Origin of the sequence: Pontiella agarivorans (assembly GCF_034531395.1) — a bacterium.
GTDB classification, from domain to species: Bacteria; Verrucomicrobiota; Kiritimatiellia; order Kiritimatiellales; family Pontiellaceae; genus Pontiella; species Pontiella agarivorans.
Window position 1 is genome coordinate 159,743 of record NZ_JARVCO010000002.1, and the last position, 17,488, is coordinate 177,230.

Annotated in this window: 17 protein-coding genes and 1 riboswitch; of the genes, 14 read left to right on the forward strand and 3 right to left on the reverse strand. The window is 52.5% G+C overall.

What is annotated here, in order from left to right; all coding sequences use genetic code 11:
* Window positions 1-139: 139 nt before the first annotated feature.
* Window positions 140-1,129 carry a Gfo/Idh/MocA family protein gene (locus P9H32_RS00490; protein WP_322606894.1) on the forward strand — a complete coding sequence of 330 codons (990 nt, stop codon included), beginning with the start codon at window positions 140-142 and terminating at the stop codon, window positions 1,127-1,129.
* Between the two features lie 27 nt (window positions 1,130-1,156).
* On the forward strand, window positions 1,157-2,119 hold the full coding sequence (locus P9H32_RS00495) for a type I phosphomannose isomerase catalytic subunit (protein ID WP_322606895.1): 963 nt from the start codon (window positions 1,157-1,159) through the stop codon (window positions 2,117-2,119).
* Window positions 2,120-2,125: 6 nt separating this feature from the next.
* Here the strand turns inward: P9H32_RS00495 and lacZ are convergent, their stop codons facing one another.
* Window positions 2,126-5,275, reverse strand: a complete 3,150-nt coding sequence (lacZ, locus tag P9H32_RS00500; protein WP_322606896.1) for a beta-galactosidase, LacZ type — start codon at window positions 5,273-5,275, stop codon at window positions 2,126-2,128.
* Between the two features lie 164 nt (window positions 5,276-5,439).
* Here lacZ and P9H32_RS00505 point away from each other — a divergent pair, with 164 nt between their 5' ends.
* The 10 genes from P9H32_RS00505 to P9H32_RS00550 all read left to right on the forward strand — a co-directional run bounded on the left by P9H32_RS00505 (window position 5,440) and on the right by P9H32_RS00550 (window position 13,070).
* Window positions 5,440-6,228 (forward strand): undecaprenyl-diphosphate phosphatase, encoded by a 789-nt coding sequence (locus P9H32_RS00505; protein WP_322606897.1) that lies wholly within the window; start codon window positions 5,440-5,442, stop codon window positions 6,226-6,228.
* 63 nt (window positions 6,229-6,291) lie between these two features.
* Window positions 6,292-6,418, forward strand: a riboswitch (FMN riboswitch).
* 83 nt (window positions 6,419-6,501) lie between these two features.
* The gene (locus P9H32_RS00510; RefSeq protein WP_348534451.1) at window positions 6,502-7,695 is read left to right on the forward strand and encodes a bifunctional 3,4-dihydroxy-2-butanone-4-phosphate synthase/GTP cyclohydrolase II; all 1,194 of its coding nucleotides are present in this window, start codon (window positions 6,502-6,504) and stop codon (window positions 7,693-7,695) included.
* A 9-nt stretch (window positions 7,696-7,704) separates the two neighbouring features.
* Window positions 7,705-8,217, forward strand: a complete 513-nt coding sequence (ribH, locus tag P9H32_RS00515; RefSeq protein ID WP_322606899.1) for a 6,7-dimethyl-8-ribityllumazine synthase — start codon at window positions 7,705-7,707, stop codon at window positions 8,215-8,217.
* Window positions 8,218-8,222: 5 nt separating this feature from the next.
* The gene (nusB, locus tag P9H32_RS00520; protein WP_322606900.1) at window positions 8,223-8,681 is read left to right on the forward strand and encodes a transcription antitermination factor NusB; all 459 of its coding nucleotides are present in this window, start codon (window positions 8,223-8,225) and stop codon (window positions 8,679-8,681) included.
* A complete protein-coding gene (gene ftsY / locus P9H32_RS00525; RefSeq protein WP_322606901.1) occupies window positions 8,681-9,580 on the forward strand; it encodes a signal recognition particle-docking protein FtsY in 900 nt (299 codons plus the stop codon). The genes nusB and ftsY overlap by 1 nt, the downstream gene beginning before the upstream one ends.
* 11 nt (window positions 9,581-9,591) lie before the next feature.
* Window positions 9,592-9,774: a GxxExxY protein gene (locus P9H32_RS00530; RefSeq protein ID WP_322606902.1), complete on the forward strand. Its 183-nt coding sequence runs from the start codon at window positions 9,592-9,594 to the stop codon at window positions 9,772-9,774.
* Between the two features lie 68 nt (window positions 9,775-9,842).
* Window positions 9,843-10,853, forward strand: coding sequence for a bifunctional diaminohydroxyphosphoribosylaminopyrimidine deaminase/5-amino-6-(5-phosphoribosylamino)uracil reductase RibD (gene ribD, locus P9H32_RS00535; RefSeq protein WP_322606903.1), 1,011 nt, complete (start codon window positions 9,843-9,845; stop codon window positions 10,851-10,853).
* A gap of 2 nt (window positions 10,854-10,855) precedes the next feature.
* Window positions 10,856-11,485, forward strand: a complete 630-nt coding sequence (locus P9H32_RS00540; protein WP_322606904.1) for a riboflavin synthase — start codon at window positions 10,856-10,858, stop codon at window positions 11,483-11,485.
* On the forward strand, window positions 11,485-12,210 hold the full coding sequence (locus P9H32_RS00545) for a divergent polysaccharide deacetylase family protein (protein ID WP_322606905.1): 726 nt from the start codon (window positions 11,485-11,487) through the stop codon (window positions 12,208-12,210). The genes P9H32_RS00540 and P9H32_RS00545 overlap by 1 nt, the downstream gene beginning before the upstream one ends.
* Complete coding sequence (locus tag P9H32_RS00550; RefSeq protein WP_322606906.1) at window positions 12,207-13,070, forward strand: SDR family NAD(P)-dependent oxidoreductase; 864 nt, start codon at window positions 12,207-12,209, stop codon at window positions 13,068-13,070. The genes P9H32_RS00545 and P9H32_RS00550 overlap by 4 nt, the downstream gene beginning before the upstream one ends.
* A gap of 389 nt (window positions 13,071-13,459) precedes the next feature.
* Here the strand turns inward: P9H32_RS00550 and P9H32_RS00555 are convergent, their stop codons facing one another.
* Window positions 13,460-14,623: a tetratricopeptide repeat protein gene (locus P9H32_RS00555; RefSeq protein ID WP_322606907.1), complete on the reverse strand. Its 1,164-nt coding sequence runs from the start codon at window positions 14,621-14,623 to the stop codon at window positions 13,460-13,462.
* Window positions 14,620-15,018, reverse strand: a complete 399-nt coding sequence (locus P9H32_RS00560) for a secondary thiamine-phosphate synthase enzyme YjbQ (RefSeq protein ID WP_348534452.1) — start codon at window positions 15,016-15,018, stop codon at window positions 14,620-14,622. Before P9H32_RS00560 ends, P9H32_RS00555 begins: the two co-directional genes overlap by 4 nt.
* A 229-nt stretch (window positions 15,019-15,247) precedes the next feature.
* Between P9H32_RS00560 and P9H32_RS00565 the strand changes: the two genes are divergently transcribed.
* Window positions 15,248-16,495, forward strand: a complete 1,248-nt coding sequence (locus P9H32_RS00565) for a hemolysin family protein (protein WP_322606909.1) — start codon at window positions 15,248-15,250, stop codon at window positions 16,493-16,495.
* Window positions 16,492-17,478: a CNNM domain-containing protein gene (locus P9H32_RS00570; RefSeq protein WP_322606910.1), complete on the forward strand. Its 987-nt coding sequence runs from the start codon at window positions 16,492-16,494 to the stop codon at window positions 17,476-17,478. The genes P9H32_RS00565 and P9H32_RS00570 overlap by 4 nt, the downstream gene beginning before the upstream one ends.
* Window positions 17,479-17,488 lie beyond the last annotated feature (10 nt).

A 17,488-nucleotide genomic window follows, 5' to 3' on the forward strand; every position in this document is an offset into this window, starting at 1 on the left:
CCTTGGCTGAAATGTAGGCTGTTTTAAATCATCAGAATACATAGGATGAACGTCGTTCATTCGGTGGTTTTTTTGCGAAGACGAATTTGATCTTTTGCAAGATCAGGGTACATATAGGCTAACTCAAGCGGGAATCGTTATGGAAAAAATACGTTGGGGCATCATCGGATGCGGTGGGATTGCGAACAAGTTTGCCGACGGATTGTCCGTACTTCCGGCCGGCCGGCTCTATGCCGGGGCCTCGCGTACACCGGGCAACGCGGAAGTGTTTATTCAAAAACACGGCGGCGAGGCGGCTTATACAGATTATGCAACCCTGGCGGCCGATCCTAAAGTGGATGCCGTTTATGTGGCGACTACGCATAATTTCCATTTTGAGAATGTGAAGCTTTGCCTAGAATACGGAAAACATGTGCTCTGCGAAAAACCGATGACGCTCAATGCACGGCAGGCCGCTGAACTGACTCAGCTGGCTGCCGCGAAGGAGCTTTTTCTGATGGAGGCGATGTGGACGCGGTTTATTCCGGGAATTTGCGAACTGGAGCGTCTGCTGAAGGAAGGGGTGATCGGGGCCGTCCGTTCTGTCCGGGCGGACTTTCATATCGGCGGCCGGGAGTTTCCGAAAGACGGGCGTCTGTGGAGCCGCGATCTGGCTGGCGGATCACTGCTTGATCTGGGGATTTATCCCATTACTTTTGCCGATATTGTTATGGGGGGTGACCGGCCGGAAACCGTCAAAAGCGATGCCTGTATGGGCACAACGGGTGTAGATAACCGGTCGTTTTATCAGCTGACGTATCCCGGCGGACGTTTTGCGCAACTGAGTTCTTCGTTTACATCCAGTGCACCGGTTGAGGCGGTGATTGCCGGGGAATCGGGGTTTATTCGTGTGCCGAACTTTTTTCATCCGGTTGAATTTGAAATCTGCCGTTTCGGCGAAGATTCGGAAACGTTGAGGTTTCCATTCCCCGACGAAGAGGGTTTTAAATTTGAAATTGAGGAAGCCATGAACTGTATAGCCGCTGGAAAAACGGAAAGTACGGTTCATCCGCTTTCAAAAACGCGACAGATTCTAGAGCTTATGGATACACTTCGTGCGCAATGGAATTTTGTGTATTCCGGAGAATAATCCCGAATAGTAAAGGCAGAGGTGAATATGAATTATTATCCCTTGAAGTTTAAGCCGGTATACAAAGATTACCCGTGGGGCAACCGTCGGCTTCCGGCTTTGTTTGATCGTGACGAACCCGACGGGATTTATGCCGAATCGTGGGAGATTTCGACGCATCGCGACGGAGAGAGTGTCGTGGTGAACGGGGAGCTGGCGGGAAAGACGCTGTCCGAGGTGCTTGCCGTTTCCGGAAAAGATATTCTGGGGGACGGGGTCGAGGGCGACGATTTCCCCCTGCTGATCAAACTGATCGATGCGGCCAAACCGTTGAGCGTGCAGGTGCATCCCAACAACGGAAATGCCGAAGCGGTGCAGGGCGAACCCAAAACTGAAATGTGGTATTTCCTGAATGAGAAACCGTCGCAGATCTTCTGCGGACTGAAGCCGGGGACCACACGTGAAGATTTTGTCCAGGCCATTGAAAAGGAATCGTTCGATGAAATTCTTCGGGTGGTGCCGGCGGAAAAAGGCGGTGCGGCATTTGTTCCGGGCGGGCGTGTGCATGCGATTGATGCCGGATGTCTGATTCTCGAAATTCAGCAGAATTCAAATACAACCTATCGCGTGTATGACTGGGGGCGGGTTGGAAACGATGGGAACCCGCGCGAGCTGCATATTGAAAAAGCGCTGCAGGTTATTGATTTTGACGATGCCGCAAGTCCCGTGTGCGAGCCGAAGGTGACTGCTGCCGGAGTTCGGAAAATCTGTGCATCCGATTTTTTTCAGTTGGATGAACTTTCAGTTGCGGAGGAAATGGAACAGATCGCTGATGGATTAAGTTTCCATGCGCTGTTCTCGGCCGATGGCGGGTTTGATATTCACTATGGAGACGGGCAGGTTGAACCCGTTTCCAAGGGCGAATCTGTATTGGTTCCCGCCGCCATGGGGCCCTATATCCTGAAGGCTCGGGAAAAAATCGTGGTGCTTAAAACCACGGTCCCGGCATAATCGGGGTTATTGCACACGGAGAGTGAACGACCAGGTATAGCGGCCTGCCGGAATTTGATAATGCGGTAACGGCTCGGCATTAGACGACCAGGAATCGGTGCCGCCGACTCCCATCTGTTTGTGATCGATGTTCAGGGTGTAAAAACCCTGCTCAACCAGATCGTAGGTGTGGCGGGCCTGATCGAGGTTCTCAATGGACCATGGCCAGATCGAAAAGCCCATAAGATTTATGTCGCTCTCAATGCGCAGCGAGGAGTCTTTCCCGGAGAGTTCAATCCAGCGCGTATCTGTGCGGTTGCCGTTTTCCTGCGGCATGGCATATTCAAAAAACATATCCGCTGTTGGTTTGCTGTAGCGTCCGACTTCCGCTCCGGTATTGCGGTCGCAATAGTTTTCCCAGGGTCCGCGGCCAAACCATTCGGTGTTGGTAAACCGTCCGGAGATGCCCATGGTGAAGCCAATGCGAGGAATGGAGGGCAATGCCGGATCAGACTTCAGGTCCATGGCCACGTTGATTTCGCCGTTTCCATTAAATGTGTATGTGATGGTCAGGTCGGTTTGATCCGCCTTTTTACTGACGGTGATCGCAGCTGAATATTTATTCAGTTTCTGGAAATCAACAGATCGGGTTTCCAGTTTGGCAGCCAGTTCTTTCCAGTATTTTTTCTTTTCGTGGGTTCTGCCGCCGCGGAGATCGTTATCGGTTTGCGGCCGCCAGAAGGAGGGCCGCAACGGGCTCTGGATCCATTCGTTGTCGTCGACGGTGAGCTGGACCAGTTCGCCGGTATTCCGGTCTATCCGGGCCGTGTACTCTTTGCCCCTGATCTCGTAGACGTTGTCGGTTTTTTCGGTTCTCAGTTTTTTGTGGTTCGCGTCCATTTTTTCCAGATTCTGGAAGGGCAAACGGAACTGGCCTTTTGCGACCTCGAATCCGCTTTGGCACCAGTTGCGGTCGCGTCCTTCGTGGAGGCTGATGCGCAACCAGTATTCTTTGCCGGGTTTCGGAGTTGGCGGGGTGAAGGGAATCCTTAGTTCTGCACTTTCTCCGGCGGGAATATCGACGGCGGTGAGAGCCCCTTTTTCGAGGATCACGCCGTCCTCAGACACATTCCATTGGATCGAATAATGTTTTGTACTTGTAAAGTTAAAGCGACTGTTCAGCTTGATTGTCCCGTTTTCAAGGTCTACGGCTTCGAAGGTGACGGGCTGAAAAACGGTTTTACACTCCCAGGTTTTCGGATTGGGGGTGCGATCGGAGTCAATAATCCCGTTTAGGCAGAAGTTTCCGCTGTTGGGCTGGTCGCCAAAGTCACCGCCATAGGCATAATAGGCTGTGCCGTTTTCGTTGGTGGTGAGCAGACCCTGATCAATCCAGTCCCAGATATAGCCGCCCATCAGGTTGGGGCGGGAGCGGATGAGATCCCAGTAATCGGTCATGTTGCCGAGGGAGTTGCCCATGGCGTGCGCATATTCGCATTCTACAATAGGCCGGTTGAGGCGCTTCGCATCGGCCAGCCCTTTCAGCTGATCCACGGAGGCATACATGCGGCTGATACAGTCGACATAGTCCGGATCATCAGGATTGGCCATATAGCCCCATTTTTGCATCTGGTCCGCGCCTTTGGGGCGCCAGCCGGGTTGTTGCGGCTGGCCCTGTGCACCTTCATAATGGATGAAACGGGTGGGGTCATAATCGCGGATCCATCCCGCCATGCCGGCATGAATGGGGCCGGTTCCGGATTCATTTCCGAGCGACCAGCTGATGATGGAGGGGTGGTTTTTATCGCGCTCGACCATGCGGATGGCCCGGTCGGTAAAGGCGTGTTGCCATGATGCAATATTAGTCAGTTTTCCGCGTTCATCGTGTGTTTCAATATTGGCTTCATCCATCACATAAATGCCGTAGCGGTCGCAGAGATCATAAAAATACGGGTCGTTCGGGTAGTGTGAGGTGCGGACGGCATTGATGTTGAACTGCTTCATCAGCCGGACGTCGGTTTCCAGATCTTCGCGGGTTAGTGCTTTGCCCTCAATATGGTCGTGGTCGTGGCGGTTGACGCCCTTCATCTTAACGGCGGCACCGTTCACGAGCAGTACACCGTTATCGGTAATTTCGACCGTGCGGAATCCCACCTTGGTACTGCGTGCTTCGACCAGTTTTCCCTCGCTGTCTTTCAGGGCAAATACAAGGGTGTAGAGATAGGGGGTTTCTGCGGACCATTTCCGGGGATTGGAAACGGTGGTTTCCAGCAGACCGAAGGCCACCGTATCACGCTGTGGATACCATTCGTTGACGATTTTATCGACACCGATCGAGAGCGGTTCGGCAAGAACCGCTTTGTCATACGCGGTGTACAACTGTGCGGTGAGGGTCCAGTTTTTGACATTTTTATTGTCGGTCAGAATCCGCGGACGGATGCGCAGACGGCCGTTAGCATCGGCGCGGACGGCGAAATCGTTCAGTGCGGTGCGGGGCTGGGCGAGGAGCATGACTTCGCGGTGGATGCCGGAGAGCCGCCACATATCCTGGTCTTCGAGATAGGAGCCGTCGGACCATCGGAAGACCTGAACGGCAAGCCGGTTGGCCCCTTTTTTTACGAGGTCGGTTATGTCGAATTCCGCAGGAAGCCGGCTGCCCTGACTGTAGCCGGCCAGTTTGCCGTTGACCCAGACATAAAATGCGGAGGAAACGCCGCCGAAATGAAGAATGATCCGCTCATTTTTCCAATCTTCGGAAAGGTCAAAATCGCGAATATAAGAGCCGACCGGGTTGGTGCGGTCGATGAACGGTTCATTGGCGGTGAAAGGATATTTTGAATTGGTGTAGATCGGCTGGCCATAGCCTTTGACTTCCCAGCTCGATGGAACGTGCAGGATATCCCAGCCGGAGGCATCGAAGTCTTTCTTGAAGAAGTCGTCCGGGCGGTTTTTCGAATCCGGGGAGAAGTGGAACTTCCAGTCGCCGTTGAGCAGCAGCATGCGTGAGGCAGAGCGGTTCCCGTGGAGAGCATCTTCAAGGGTTCGGAATGAGTAGGAGGTGGTTCGCGGGCGCATCTTACCTTTTTCAATGACACGCTCGTTTTCCCAGTCGTTTTGAAAATGAGCAGCCGAGGCGGCGGTGCACAGCGCAAATAAGGTATATAAGAGTTTACTCATCACAATCTCCTGAATTGAAACGCACTGGTATATCGGATCGGAGAAATGAAGACAACCGATGGATGAAGAATATGTGGGTATTTTGAACCAAGTCCGCCGCCCTTTCCTGTTGATTCAAGGGTATGCGGTACGTATGGTTCGTATTCTTTTTTGCGGTAGAATGTATGGAAAATTTTCTGAAAGTTATATTGCTGGCGGTGATTCAAGGCGTTACGGAGTTTCTGCCGGTCAGCAGTTCGGGGCATCTGGTGCTGTCGAAATATTTCCTGGGGCTGGACGCGTCGGGCGGGGCTTCGCTGGAAATTGTTCTGCATGCGGGCACGCTGATTTCAATTCTTGCTTTTTACCGGAAGCATCTGGCTGAGGTAATTACGGGTGTATTAAAAGGACGGCGGGAGTCGATTCGTTTTGTATTGCTGATTCTGTTGGGCTGTATTCCGGCCATTATCGTCGGGTTTTCGCTGAAAGATCAGCTGGAAGCCGCGTTTGCGCATCCGGTTTACGTGTCCTGTGCACTGATCGCCACCGGTCTTTTTCTGATTGCCTCGCATTTTCCAAAGGCTGGAAATAAAAAGGTGGGCTGGATTTCCGGGTTGATCATCGGCATTGCTCAAGCCTGCGCCATGATGCCGGGAATCAGTCGTTCGGGTTCAACCATCGGGATGTCACGTTTTCTGGGTATTGAACCGAAAGAGGCTGCGGAATATTCATTTCTCATGTCGGCTCCGCTGCTCGCAGGGGTGAGCCTGCTTTACCTGCTTGACTGCTGTAAAGAGGGGAATTCTTCCGGAAGCAGCGTGGTTGAGCTGGTAGTCGGTTTTGCGGTTTCCGCTGTCGTTGGTTATTTCTCGCTTAAATGGCTGGTTTCACTGCTGCAGCGCGGCCGATTCTGGCGTTTCGGGATCTATTGCCTCAGCGTAGGTCTCATTACACTGGTGCTTTTTCTGGTCTGATAAATTCCAGATTAGGGATGTATCTTTACACTTGCGCATTCGATAGGTTCGCATCTATAGTGCTCCGATCTTCAGGGCAGGGTGAAATTCCCGACCGGCGGTGACAGTCCGCGAGTTTTCCAGAGTTTGGAAGACAGGAGGCAGTGAAATTCTGCCACCGACAGTATAGTCTGGATGAGAGAAGATGCATGCGTAGCTGTGTCTATGCAAAATCCCCTGAAGGTATATGGTCTTTAAGGGTTTTTGACAACAGGAGCAGTTATGAATGAGAAAATATTCGATCCGATTGAGGATGTGATCGAAGCCTTCCAAAACGGTGAAATCATTGTGATGACCGATGACGAGGATCGCGAAAATGAGGGCGATCTGATCTGCGCCGCTGAAAAAGTCACACCGGAAATCATCAATTTCATGGTAACCCACGCCCGCGGTCTGGTCTGTATTCCGATGGAGGAACAACAGCTTCGCAAATTGGGCCTTTCGCGTATGACGCCTGCCCATTCGTCCGATAAATATTATACGGCATTTATGGATTCGGTTGATGTGCGCAACGGAACGACCACCGGCATCAGTGCTGCGGATCGGGCCCGTACGGTTCAGGCCCTTATCTCCGAAGACAGTCAGGCGCAGGATTTCATTAAACCGGGCCACCTGTTTCCGCTCAAAGCCGTTAAGGGCGGCGTGCTCGAACGGGCCGGCCATACGGAAGGTACGGTTGATCTTGCCCGGATTTCAGGAATGAAACCGGCCGGTGTCATCTGCGAAATTCTTCGGGAAGACGGCGATATGATGCGCCTGCAGGAACTTCGTAAATTTGCAGATCAGCATGGGTTGAAAATGACGTCTGTCGCCGAGGTGACTAAATACCGCTATGTGCACGAAAAGTTGGTCAACATGGAGCGGGAGATCAATATGCCGACCGATGCCGGACCGTTTCGCATGCGGCTCTACAGTTCGTACGTTGATCATAAGGATCATCTTGCATTGGTCTGCGGCGATGCTTCATCCGGAAAAGTTCCGCTCGTGCGTGTGCACAGCGAATGCCTGACCGGGGATGTGTTTCATTCCCAGCGGTGCGACTGTGGGCAGCAGCTGCATGCTGCCATGCATGCTGTTCAGGAGCATGGCTACGGAGCGATTGTTTACATGCGGCAGGAAGGGCGCGGCATTGGACTGGCTAAAAAGCTGCATGCGTATGAGCTGCAGGAACAGGGCATGGATACCGTTGAAGCCAACGAACATCTCGGTTTTGATGCTGATCTGCGCGATTACGGAATCGGTGCGCAGATTCTGAATGATATGGGGATGAGCAGGATTAATCTGCTGACGAATAATCCGGCTAAGATCATCGGTCTGGATAAATACGGCATAAAAGTGCAGGAGCGGGTTCCGCTGGTTCTGAAGCCGGGCAAGTTCAACGATTTCTACCTCGCGACTAAACGCGATAAAATGGGCCATCTGATTTAAGGAAAGATTATGGGAAAAGGTATTTCAAAAACAATTGAACCGATTGGCGGAATAGGTGCAAATCAGATTCTCGGCCATCTTGATGCTGCCGGACTGCGCTTCGGTATTGTGGTGGCTCGCTTCAATGATGAACTGACCGATGAGCTGGCCCGTTCGGCGTATCAGTGTCTGGTGCAGAACGGGGCAAAGCCGGAGACCATTGATGTGGTTCGGGTTCCGGGTGCGTATGAAGTTCCGGTGATTGCGGAAAAGATGGCGGCGTCGAAACATTATGATGCGCTGATTGTACTCGGTGTTGTGGTTGAAGGTGAAACGCAGCATGCGCAGATGATTATTGATACGACCGGTCAGACGGTGCTCGATATTTCCTGTCGTTATCAGCTTCCGGTAATCAATGAAATTGTCGGTGTCCGGAACTGGGCACAGGCGGAGGCCCGCTGTCTCGGCGGCGAAAACACCCGCGGCTGGTATGCCGCCGAAGCGGCCGTTGAAACGGCGCGTGTAAACAGAAAGCTCGGATAGCCGCCATGCAGAAGAAAAAAGTAAACGGACGTCGGGAAACGCGCGAGTGGATTGTGCAGTTCCTTTTTCAGCTCGATTTTAATCCGGAACCCATCGATATCGCGTTGAAAGATTTCTGGGAAGAAAAAGATCCCGTTCCGCGTGAGAAAAACTATGCCGAAGAAATCATCAAAGGCGTGGTGCAGCACAAAGAAGAGCTGGATGAAAAACTGTCGCAGTATGCCAAACGCTGGAACTCCGACCGCATGGGGGCTGTCGATCGGACGGTTATGCGCGTTGCTCTTTTTGAGATGCTTTACCGTGATGACGTTCCTCCGGTGGTTTCAATTAATGAAGCCGTGCATTTTGCCAAGGACTTCAGCAGTTTTCAGTCGGGCCGTTTCGTCAACGGGGTGCTTGACCGGATTCGGCAGGAAATCGACCGGCCGGCGCGCACAACCTATAAACCGCGGGGTGATAAATAATGGCAGGGTGGTTGCGTGCACTGAGAAAAACGCGCTCAATTATCGGCCGGGTATTCTCCTCGAAAACCAATCTCGAAGAGATGGCGGTTGAGGAAATTGAAGAAATTCTGCTGCGTTCCGATGTGCCGGCCCGCCTGACGATGAAGATCGTCGATGAACTGGAATTTCCGACCCGCAAGGCCTCACGTCGCGAACGGCTGACGGATATGTTGATTAAAGAGCTCGGCGAAACGCCGGACTTTCATTGGCCGTCCGATAAAAAACCGTACGTGCTGATGCTGCTAGGAATCAATGGTTCGGGAAAAACCACGACGGCAGCAAAACTGGCAAAAAAGGCAATGAACGAAGGTCGCAAGCCCATGCTTTGCGGATCGGATACCTTTCGCGCGGCGGGATCGTCCCAGCTCAAACTGTGGAGCGAGAAAGTCGGGTGCGATTTTGTCGGCGGTGAAATGGGGCACGATGCGGCGGGCGTAGCGTTTAATGCCGTTGAAGCCGCCATCGAGAAAAACTGTGATGTCGTTATGGTGGATACCGCCGGTCGGATGCATACCAAAACCCCGCTGATGGATGAGCTGCCGAAAATGTGCCGCGCAATGAACAAGCGCCGCGCGGGCGCTCCGGATGAGGTCTGGATGGTGCTCGATGCCTCATTGGGCCAGAATGCGGTTATTCAGGCCAAACAGTTTAATGAGGTGGTTCCGCTGACCGGAATTGTTGTTACAAAACTGGATGGCTCCTCTAAAGCCGGATTTCTCTTTTCCGTGAAAAACGAACTTCATGTGCCGATCTTGTTTGCCGGTCTCGGCGAAGGCGAAGACGACCTCGTGCCTTTCGATCCACAGGCCTTTGTTGATGCGCTCTTCGATGATGAAGGATCCACAGAGTCCCCGGATTAGTAGGGTTATTTATGAGTGATGATCAGACTCAGGCCATTATTGGCGCGGCGATGAAAGTTCATCGTGAACTTGGGTGTGGATTTCTTGAAAATGTATATCAGCACGCTCTGGCGGTTGAGTTGAGCAAACAGGGAATTTCCTTTGAGAAGGAAGTTGAGCTTCCTGTTTACTATTCGGGAGTAAAACTCGGTTGATTAACTTTGGCACCAAGAGCCTCCAATTTAAGCGATTTGTGAATTAATCCCTATAATCAGAGAAATCAGTGGATAAAGACCAAACATATATGATGCGGGCGATTGAGCTGGCGAAGCAGGGTGAAGGGTTGACCCGCCCGAATCCGCCGGTGGGTGCTGTGCTGGTACTGGACGATCAGATTATTGCCGAGGGCTGGCATAAGAAAGCGGGATCGGATCATGCGGAGCGCGCCTGTCTGAAAAAACTGCCGCCGATGCCGGTAAATCTTAAGGATGCAACGCTCTATGTGACACTGGAGCCCTGTTCGACCCATGGGAAAACGCCGCCCTGCACAGATATTATTCTGGAAAAAGGGGTCGGCCGCGTGGTGGTTTCGGTGGTGGATCTGAATCCGGCGCATGCGGGCCGCGGCCTGACCATCCTTGAAGACGCAGGTGTTGAAGTGCGTTCGGGGGTCTGCGAAGAGGCCGGGCGCGAGCTGATTGCTCCGTTTGAAAAAAGGATTACCACCGGGCTGCCCTTTGTGACCCTTAAGCTGGCGTCGACCCTCGATGGAAAAATCGCGGATTGCAACGGCGATTCAAAATGGATCACCGGTCCCGAAGCGCGCGAGCGGGTGCAGGACATGCGCCGGCGTGCGGATGCGATTATGGTCGGTGCGGCCACGGTCCGTGCGGATGATCCGTCACTCCTGCCAAGGCCTTCCGGGGGGCGGAAACCGTGGCGGGTGATTGTCGGAACCCATATTCCGGAAGGTTCCAGGGTCCGGACCGATGAATTTGCGAATCAGACGCTGGTGCGCAGTGGTGATTTAAGAATAATTTTAAAGGAACTCGCAGAAAAGCAAGGTGTGATGCATGTCTTCTGTGAAGGGGGCGGTAAACTGGCGGCGGGACTGATTGGAGCAGGGCTTGTGGATGAATTGGCCTTGTTTATGGCTCCGAAACTGCTGGGTTCTGACGGGCTTCCAAACTTTGGAAAAAACGGTGCCCTGATGGCGGAGATGACGAATTTGAGGTTCCAGTCTTTGGAACGAGTGGGGAAAGACATACTGATTAAAGCGATACCGGAGGATTGATTATGTTTACAGGAATTGTACAGCGGCTTGGAAATATCGTGGATATTCAAATGGAGGGCACGGCGGGACGGATCACGATGGTGCCGAACCGTCCGTTTGATAAAGCGGTGAATCTGGGCGACAGCATTGCGGTGAACGGTACCTGCCTGACTGTGGCCGACATGGATGGCGATAAGCTGATGTTTGATGTACTGGGGGAAACGTTTGATAAAACCAATCTGGGTGAAAAAACGCCGGGCGATGTGGTGAATCTGGAGCAGGCGCTGGCGCTGGGCGATACATTGGGCGGTCACATTGTTACAGGACATGTGGACAACACCGGCACGGTGGCGAAGGTGGAGGAAGTGGGCCGCGACAAAAAGTTCACGATCGAATGCTCCAGAGACATGCTGATGCTGATGGTTTACAAAGGTTCGATCGCTATTGACGGTATTTCGCTTACGGTGGCGGAGTTGACCGACAGTGGATTTGTTGTTCATATTATTCCGCACACGCTGCAGGAAACGGATATGTCGGCGTTCAGCGTCGGTACCAAGGTAAATTTGGAAGCGGATATTCTGGGCAAGCACGTGCAGCGTATTCTGGAATTCGGCGGCGGACAGGATTACCGCCTTAACCTTAACGGTGAATAATGCATTTCTTTAAAGTCAGTCTGATTGTTCTGTTTCTGCTCGGCGGGTTTGCGGTGCAGGCCCAAAAGATTTTTCTGGTGATTGATGATGCCGGATTGGCGCTGCATGAGACGCAGCAGTTTCTGGATATTCCGGTTTCGATGACCATCGCGGTGCTGCCGCACCAGAAGCAGACGAAGCAGGTCTGTATTGCAATCGGCCGGGACCGGAATAAAGAGATTATTCTGCATCAGCCGATGGAGGCCTATAACGATAAAAAAAATCCGGGAGTCGGTGCGATTATGAACACCACGCCGCCATCCGAAGTTCGGAAAATTCTGGATCAGAATTTCCGTTCCGTACGCGGAGCGGTCGGTATGAACAATCATATGGGTTCCCGGGTGACGGAAAATCCGGAGCTGATTCGTGAAATGCTGCGTTTCTGCAAAGCACACGACATGTTTTTTCTCGACAGTAAAACCGCCTATAATTCGCAGGTACCGCGCATTGCGAAAGAAAACGGTATGCACGTGGAAGAGCGACATGTTTTTCTGGATATTAATCATGACCGGGCCTACATCCGGCGCATGTGGGGCAGTGCGGTTAATAAAGCCAAAGAAAATGGTTACGTCATTGTAATTGCCCACGTGTGGAGTAAAGAGAGCGCGGCGGCAATCCGCGACAGTTATGAGGGGCTGCTGAACCAGGGCTATACTTTTCATAAGCTTTCGGAGCTTTACAAATGAGCGTTCCAACTGTTGGAAACCGGTCTGTGCTGGTTACCGGCTGTTCTTCGGGGATCGGTTTGGCGACGGCGGAGATGTTGCGTTCCAGAGGCTGGAAAGTTTTTTCGACAGCACGGAAAGCGGACGATATCGACGCCCTTAAACTGGCGGGCTTTGAAGCGGTTAAACTGGACCTTTCATCCAGTGAATCTATTCAGACTGCGGTAGAGTGGGTGCAGGTGAAAAACGGGGGGGAGCTTGGCGCGCTGGTGAACAACGCCGGTTTCGGTATGCCCGGTGCCATTCAGGATCTTTCTCGTGAGGCCATGCGCCGTCAGTTTGAAGTGAATGTTTTCGGTCTGCAGGAACTGACCAACAGTTGGATTCCGGTTTTTCGAAAACAGAGATTCGGCCGGATTGTGAATGTGAGTTCGGTGGTGGGGCGTCTTGCGCTTCCGTTTATGGGTATTTATTCGGCCTCAAAATTTGCGCTTGAGGCGATCAGCGATGCTCAGCGTGTGGAGCTTTCGCCTGAATCGATTTCGGTTTCACTGATTGAACCAGGGCCGATCCGCACGCGTTTTTCGACTAACTGTGCCGGTGAGGGTGAGGATAAGCTGGATGTGGAATCCTCAAAATTCGGGGCGGCTTACAGGCAGTATTTTGATAAACGCCGGAACGGAGGAATGGCGGAGGACCGGTTCCGTCTTCCGCCGGAAGCTGTGGCCCGGAAAATCCTTCATGCGCTGGAATCTCCGAAACCTAAAATCCGCTACAAGGTTACGATTCCTGCTTATGCCGGTGATTTTGCGGCGCGCTTTGTGCCGGCGCGGCTGATTGACCGGTTGATGACCGGTCATGTGAAGAAGCGTTTCGGCTGATTTTCCGGCTTGGCGGAGTTGGGATTTGTGCAGGACAGCGGTTGGTATTGGGGGAACGGTTGGTCGGGAGGCAGTTCCGGAGTTTCCGGCTTATACCTGTTTGATTCCTTCTCGGTATAAGCCTCGTCGTCCAGAATTTCCGAAGTTTCACCAGAGGAAGCCGGAGGAAGGATTCTGTATTTTCCGAGTCCTCCAGCGAGCGGGTGGTAAAAATATACCCGTATGTTTCAGCAAGTGGTATGACTTTTTATTCTCAGAATGAATGGATCGCCTCTGCCGAACTGAACAGTTTGCAGACTGTGCGGCGACGAACTTCTTTTCAATGAAGCCCGGAAAAATAACAAGATTGCCTTGTTATCCGCATGGTAAAAATTTCCGTCGGAAACGCATCAGCGTTTTCGGGCATCGGAAATATATTTCAGCATTTGTTCACCTTTTGCTGGGTCGCTGCTGACCAGTTCTTTGGCTTCACGTTCGGCATCATTCCATTTTTTCTGTTTGGCATACGCGAGCGAAAGCATGTAGCGCGCATCGGAAAAGGCGGGATCCAGATTTACGGCATTATTGCAGGCGGTGGCGGCGTTTCCGAAGTCGCCCTTCGCATAAAAGGCCAGCCCCATGTTGTAATAAGCACTTTTCTGTTTGGGGTCGGCCATGACGGCTTTTTTGTACTGGGCAATGGCTTCATCGTATTTCTTCTGGCTGTGCAGGCGGGAGCCTTCCGCGATATAACGGGCGGCTTCTGCAGGATTCACCCGTGTGGCTGTATTGCTGTTTGCGGGTGACGTTACCGGTTTTCCGCCGAGACGGGCAATGGCGTTGTTGGCGGCGGGGGTATGGCTTCCGTCAGAGCCGGCTTTCGCGAGGTATTGCTTGTAATAAGTCATGGCTGCGGTGGTGTTTTTGGCATACCACTCATAGATAGAGGCCAGATTGTACAGGGCCGGGGCGTAGTCGGGATAGGCGGCGGTTACCTGCTTCAGGCGGGCAATTGCGCGGTTGCTGTCTTTCGTCTGGTGCAGTATGGCCAATGCGAGTGCATTTTGAGTGGCTGGATCCTGCGGGTTCAGCGTTGCCGATTTGGTCAGTTCTTTCGTGGCTCCGGCCCAGTTTCGTTTGCGCAGTTCAATCATGCCGAGAATGGCGAGAGCGGTCTCGTTTTTCGGTTCTGCACCCAGCACATTCTGCAGGGCCACCTCTGCGTCATCCAGCTGGTCACTGTGATAGAGCGCAATGCCGAGGTTCAGGTTGGCTCCCGATAAGGTTTCGGTCAGGTTGACCGACTGACTGAAGGCCTCTGCTGCGGCATCCGCTTCGCCCAGTTCCCAGAGTACCAGGCCGAGTTCATTCAGTGCCGCAGATTTTTTTTCGTTTTCAGAGGTGCGGTTGATGGATTTTTCCAGCAGCGAGCGGGCGCGGACGAGATCACCGTTTTCCCAGGCGCTCATGGCTTTGGCATACTCTTTTTCACCGGTTTTGGATCCGCATCCGGCAAACATCACCAGTGCCGCAAAAATGCCGGTGCATGTGAATATCACGTTCTTTATCTTCATTGTTCCGAAATTCCTTTAACCCACACTTGCCGTGTGCGGGGTCCATCAAACTCACAAAAGTAGAGGCTTTGCCATGTTCCAAGCTGCAGTTTTCCGTTGGCAACAATGACCTGTACCGAATTACCCATCATACTCGCTTTTACATGGGCTGCCGTATTCCCTTCAAAATGCCGGTAGCCACCTTCCCAGGGCACCACACGGTCGAGTACCTGCTCCATGTCTGCTGAGACATCGGGGTCAGCATTCTCGTTAATGGTTATCCCCGCGGTCGTATGCGGGATGAAAACCGTAATTATACCTTCCTGAAGTCCTGTTTCTAGCACATATTCTGCCACTTGGTGATCGATCTTCAAAAAGTCTGTTCGTGCGCGAGTCTGGAGGGAAAAGCTCTTCATGAGTATGAACATATCCGAACCCTGCAGATTTAGAAGCGGAAAGTTTTGCAGAGGCTGAAAAATATGCCGCATGATGATGGGCTTTCATTCAGAGAGTATGATCGTGTCTCCCGAATGGACGGGCGGTATCGTATTTTTGCCGGCAGGATGGCTTTGAATTTATGGGGTATATCGCTTAAATGAGGGGATGAAAGGGAAGGGCTAATTGGGTTTTCCAGAGGAACATATTTTGACGTTGAGCGGGATGGCGGTACTGCTGTTGTGCTCTGCTTTTTTTTCGGGAACGGAAACGGCCTTGTTTTCGCTGAGTCGGGATCAGATTAAAAAACTGCGCGCCCACGGACGGCATGTTGATCGGTTGCTGGTTCTGTTACGGGACAATCCGGCGGGACTGCTGGTGGCTATTTTATTTGGCAACCTCGTCGTGAATATTCTGTTTTTCTGTATGAGTGCGTCCTTTGCGCTCGAAATCGGGAACACATACGGCGAGTGGTGGCAGGCGCTGATCGGTTTTGCGGTGCTGGTGACGGTTATCCTGAGCGGAGAGATCTTTCCGAAAGCGATTGGAATATCGTTTCCGGAACGTATCGTGAGGCTGAATTCACCGCTGTTGAGTTTCTGGTTTCATTTTATGGGTCCGGTTCGGATGGCGCTGGAAATCATTACCCGGAAAATGGAGCCTTCCGAAGAGCATGATAACCGCATCGATTCCCGGGAACTGAAAATGCTGATTGAGGTGACGCACCACGATCCAACCTTTGGAAAACAGGAAAAGGCGATTGTGGAGGATATTGTGAATCTGCCGGAAATTCGGTTGCGCGAAATTATGGTGCCGAGGGTGAGGCAGCTGTTTCGCCGGGCTGATGCCCCGGCTGGAGAGGCTTTGGCTGAGGCGGCGGAGCAGGAGCTTGAGCTGATTCCGATTTATGAAGAGGACGAGGATAATATTGTCGGTGTGGTGGAGGTGAGTGATCTATTTGCAAATTCAGATCCCGACAAACCCTTGAAGTTGTTTTCCCGTCCGGTGCGTTTTGTGCCGGAAACCAAACGCGCCGATGCCATGTTGCGTGAATTTATGGATGAAGAACTGCGGATGGTCTGCGTGGTGGATGAATATGGGGGACTTGCGGGAACGATTATGCTGGAAGATCTGCTTGAAGAGGTGGTGGGCGAGTTCGATGCCATGGAGGTTCCGCAGGTTGAGCAGCTCAGCGAAACGACATATCGGTTGCAGGGGAATCTAGGCATTCGCGAATGGCGCAGCCTGTTTGTCGGCTTTCTTCATGAAGAGATGATGCGCGATTTGGCGCTGGATACCTTGAGCGGTCTGGTGGTCTCGCTGTTGAAACGGCTTCCGGCTACGGGCGATGTGGTTGAGGTGGGCAACCTGCGTTTTACGGTGGAGCAGGTGCGCTCAAACCGGATCGAGACCGTTTTGCTGGAATTGGTTATGGCTGATGATGGAGGTGACGCATGATCAGTACCGTCACCGTCATTCTGCTCGGCTTTGCTTTTTCCGCCTTGTTTTCGGGAGTGGAAACGGGAAGCTATACGATCAATCGCATCCGGCTCGAAAGGCGGGTGCGGGAACGGAAGACATCGGCTGTGATTCTGCAGAACATGCTGGCGCAGTCGCACATCTTCATTTTCACCGTACTGATCGGAAATAATCTTGCCGTTTACCTGCTTTCCGCGGCCGTGACCGATCTTTATATTTCTTCCGGAGTTTCCTCGGGGAACCTGCTGCTCGGCTTTATTCCATGGAATGCTGAAACTGCCGCAACGCTCACCCTGATGTTTCCGCTTTTCCTGTTTGCAGAAGTCGGGCCGAAAAATCTGTTCCGGAAAAAGGCCGATGTGCTCATGTATCGTTTTGCCGGCCTGATGAAACTGCTGGTCTGGGGGTTTTATCCGTTCACCTGGCCGCTCAAGAAAATCTTCAGTCTGTTGACCCATGGCTCAAAAGACGCCGGGCGCGACCTGCACCGGCTGTCGCCCGATGCGCTCAAGGAATATTTTTCGACCAGTGAGCGGGAGGGGGTCATTTCTTCGGAGCAGAGCCGTATGATGGATAATGCAACAACGATGCATAGTATTCCGGTGCGTATGCTGATGTCGCCGATCAAAAAAGTGCCGGCGCTTCAGGATTCCGCCACCGTCGGTGACTTTAAAAGGCTCGTTGCCCGGCGCGAAACCACCGAGGCGATACTAATGCATCGGCACATGGCGGTGGGTATGATTACGATGTTTTCGCTCATCAACCGTAATCTGGAGGATGACGAACCGCTTAAACCCTATGCCGACGATCTGCTGTATATTGAAGAAAACCGCAATCTGAAATCGGCTTTTTACCGGCTTCGAAAACATCCGCGCCACCGAGCAGTGGTTACGGATGCCCGGGGGCATCCGGTCGGGTTTATCCGGCTCGAAGATATTGCGCGGTATATTGTGAAGAAATAGACGACTGCGG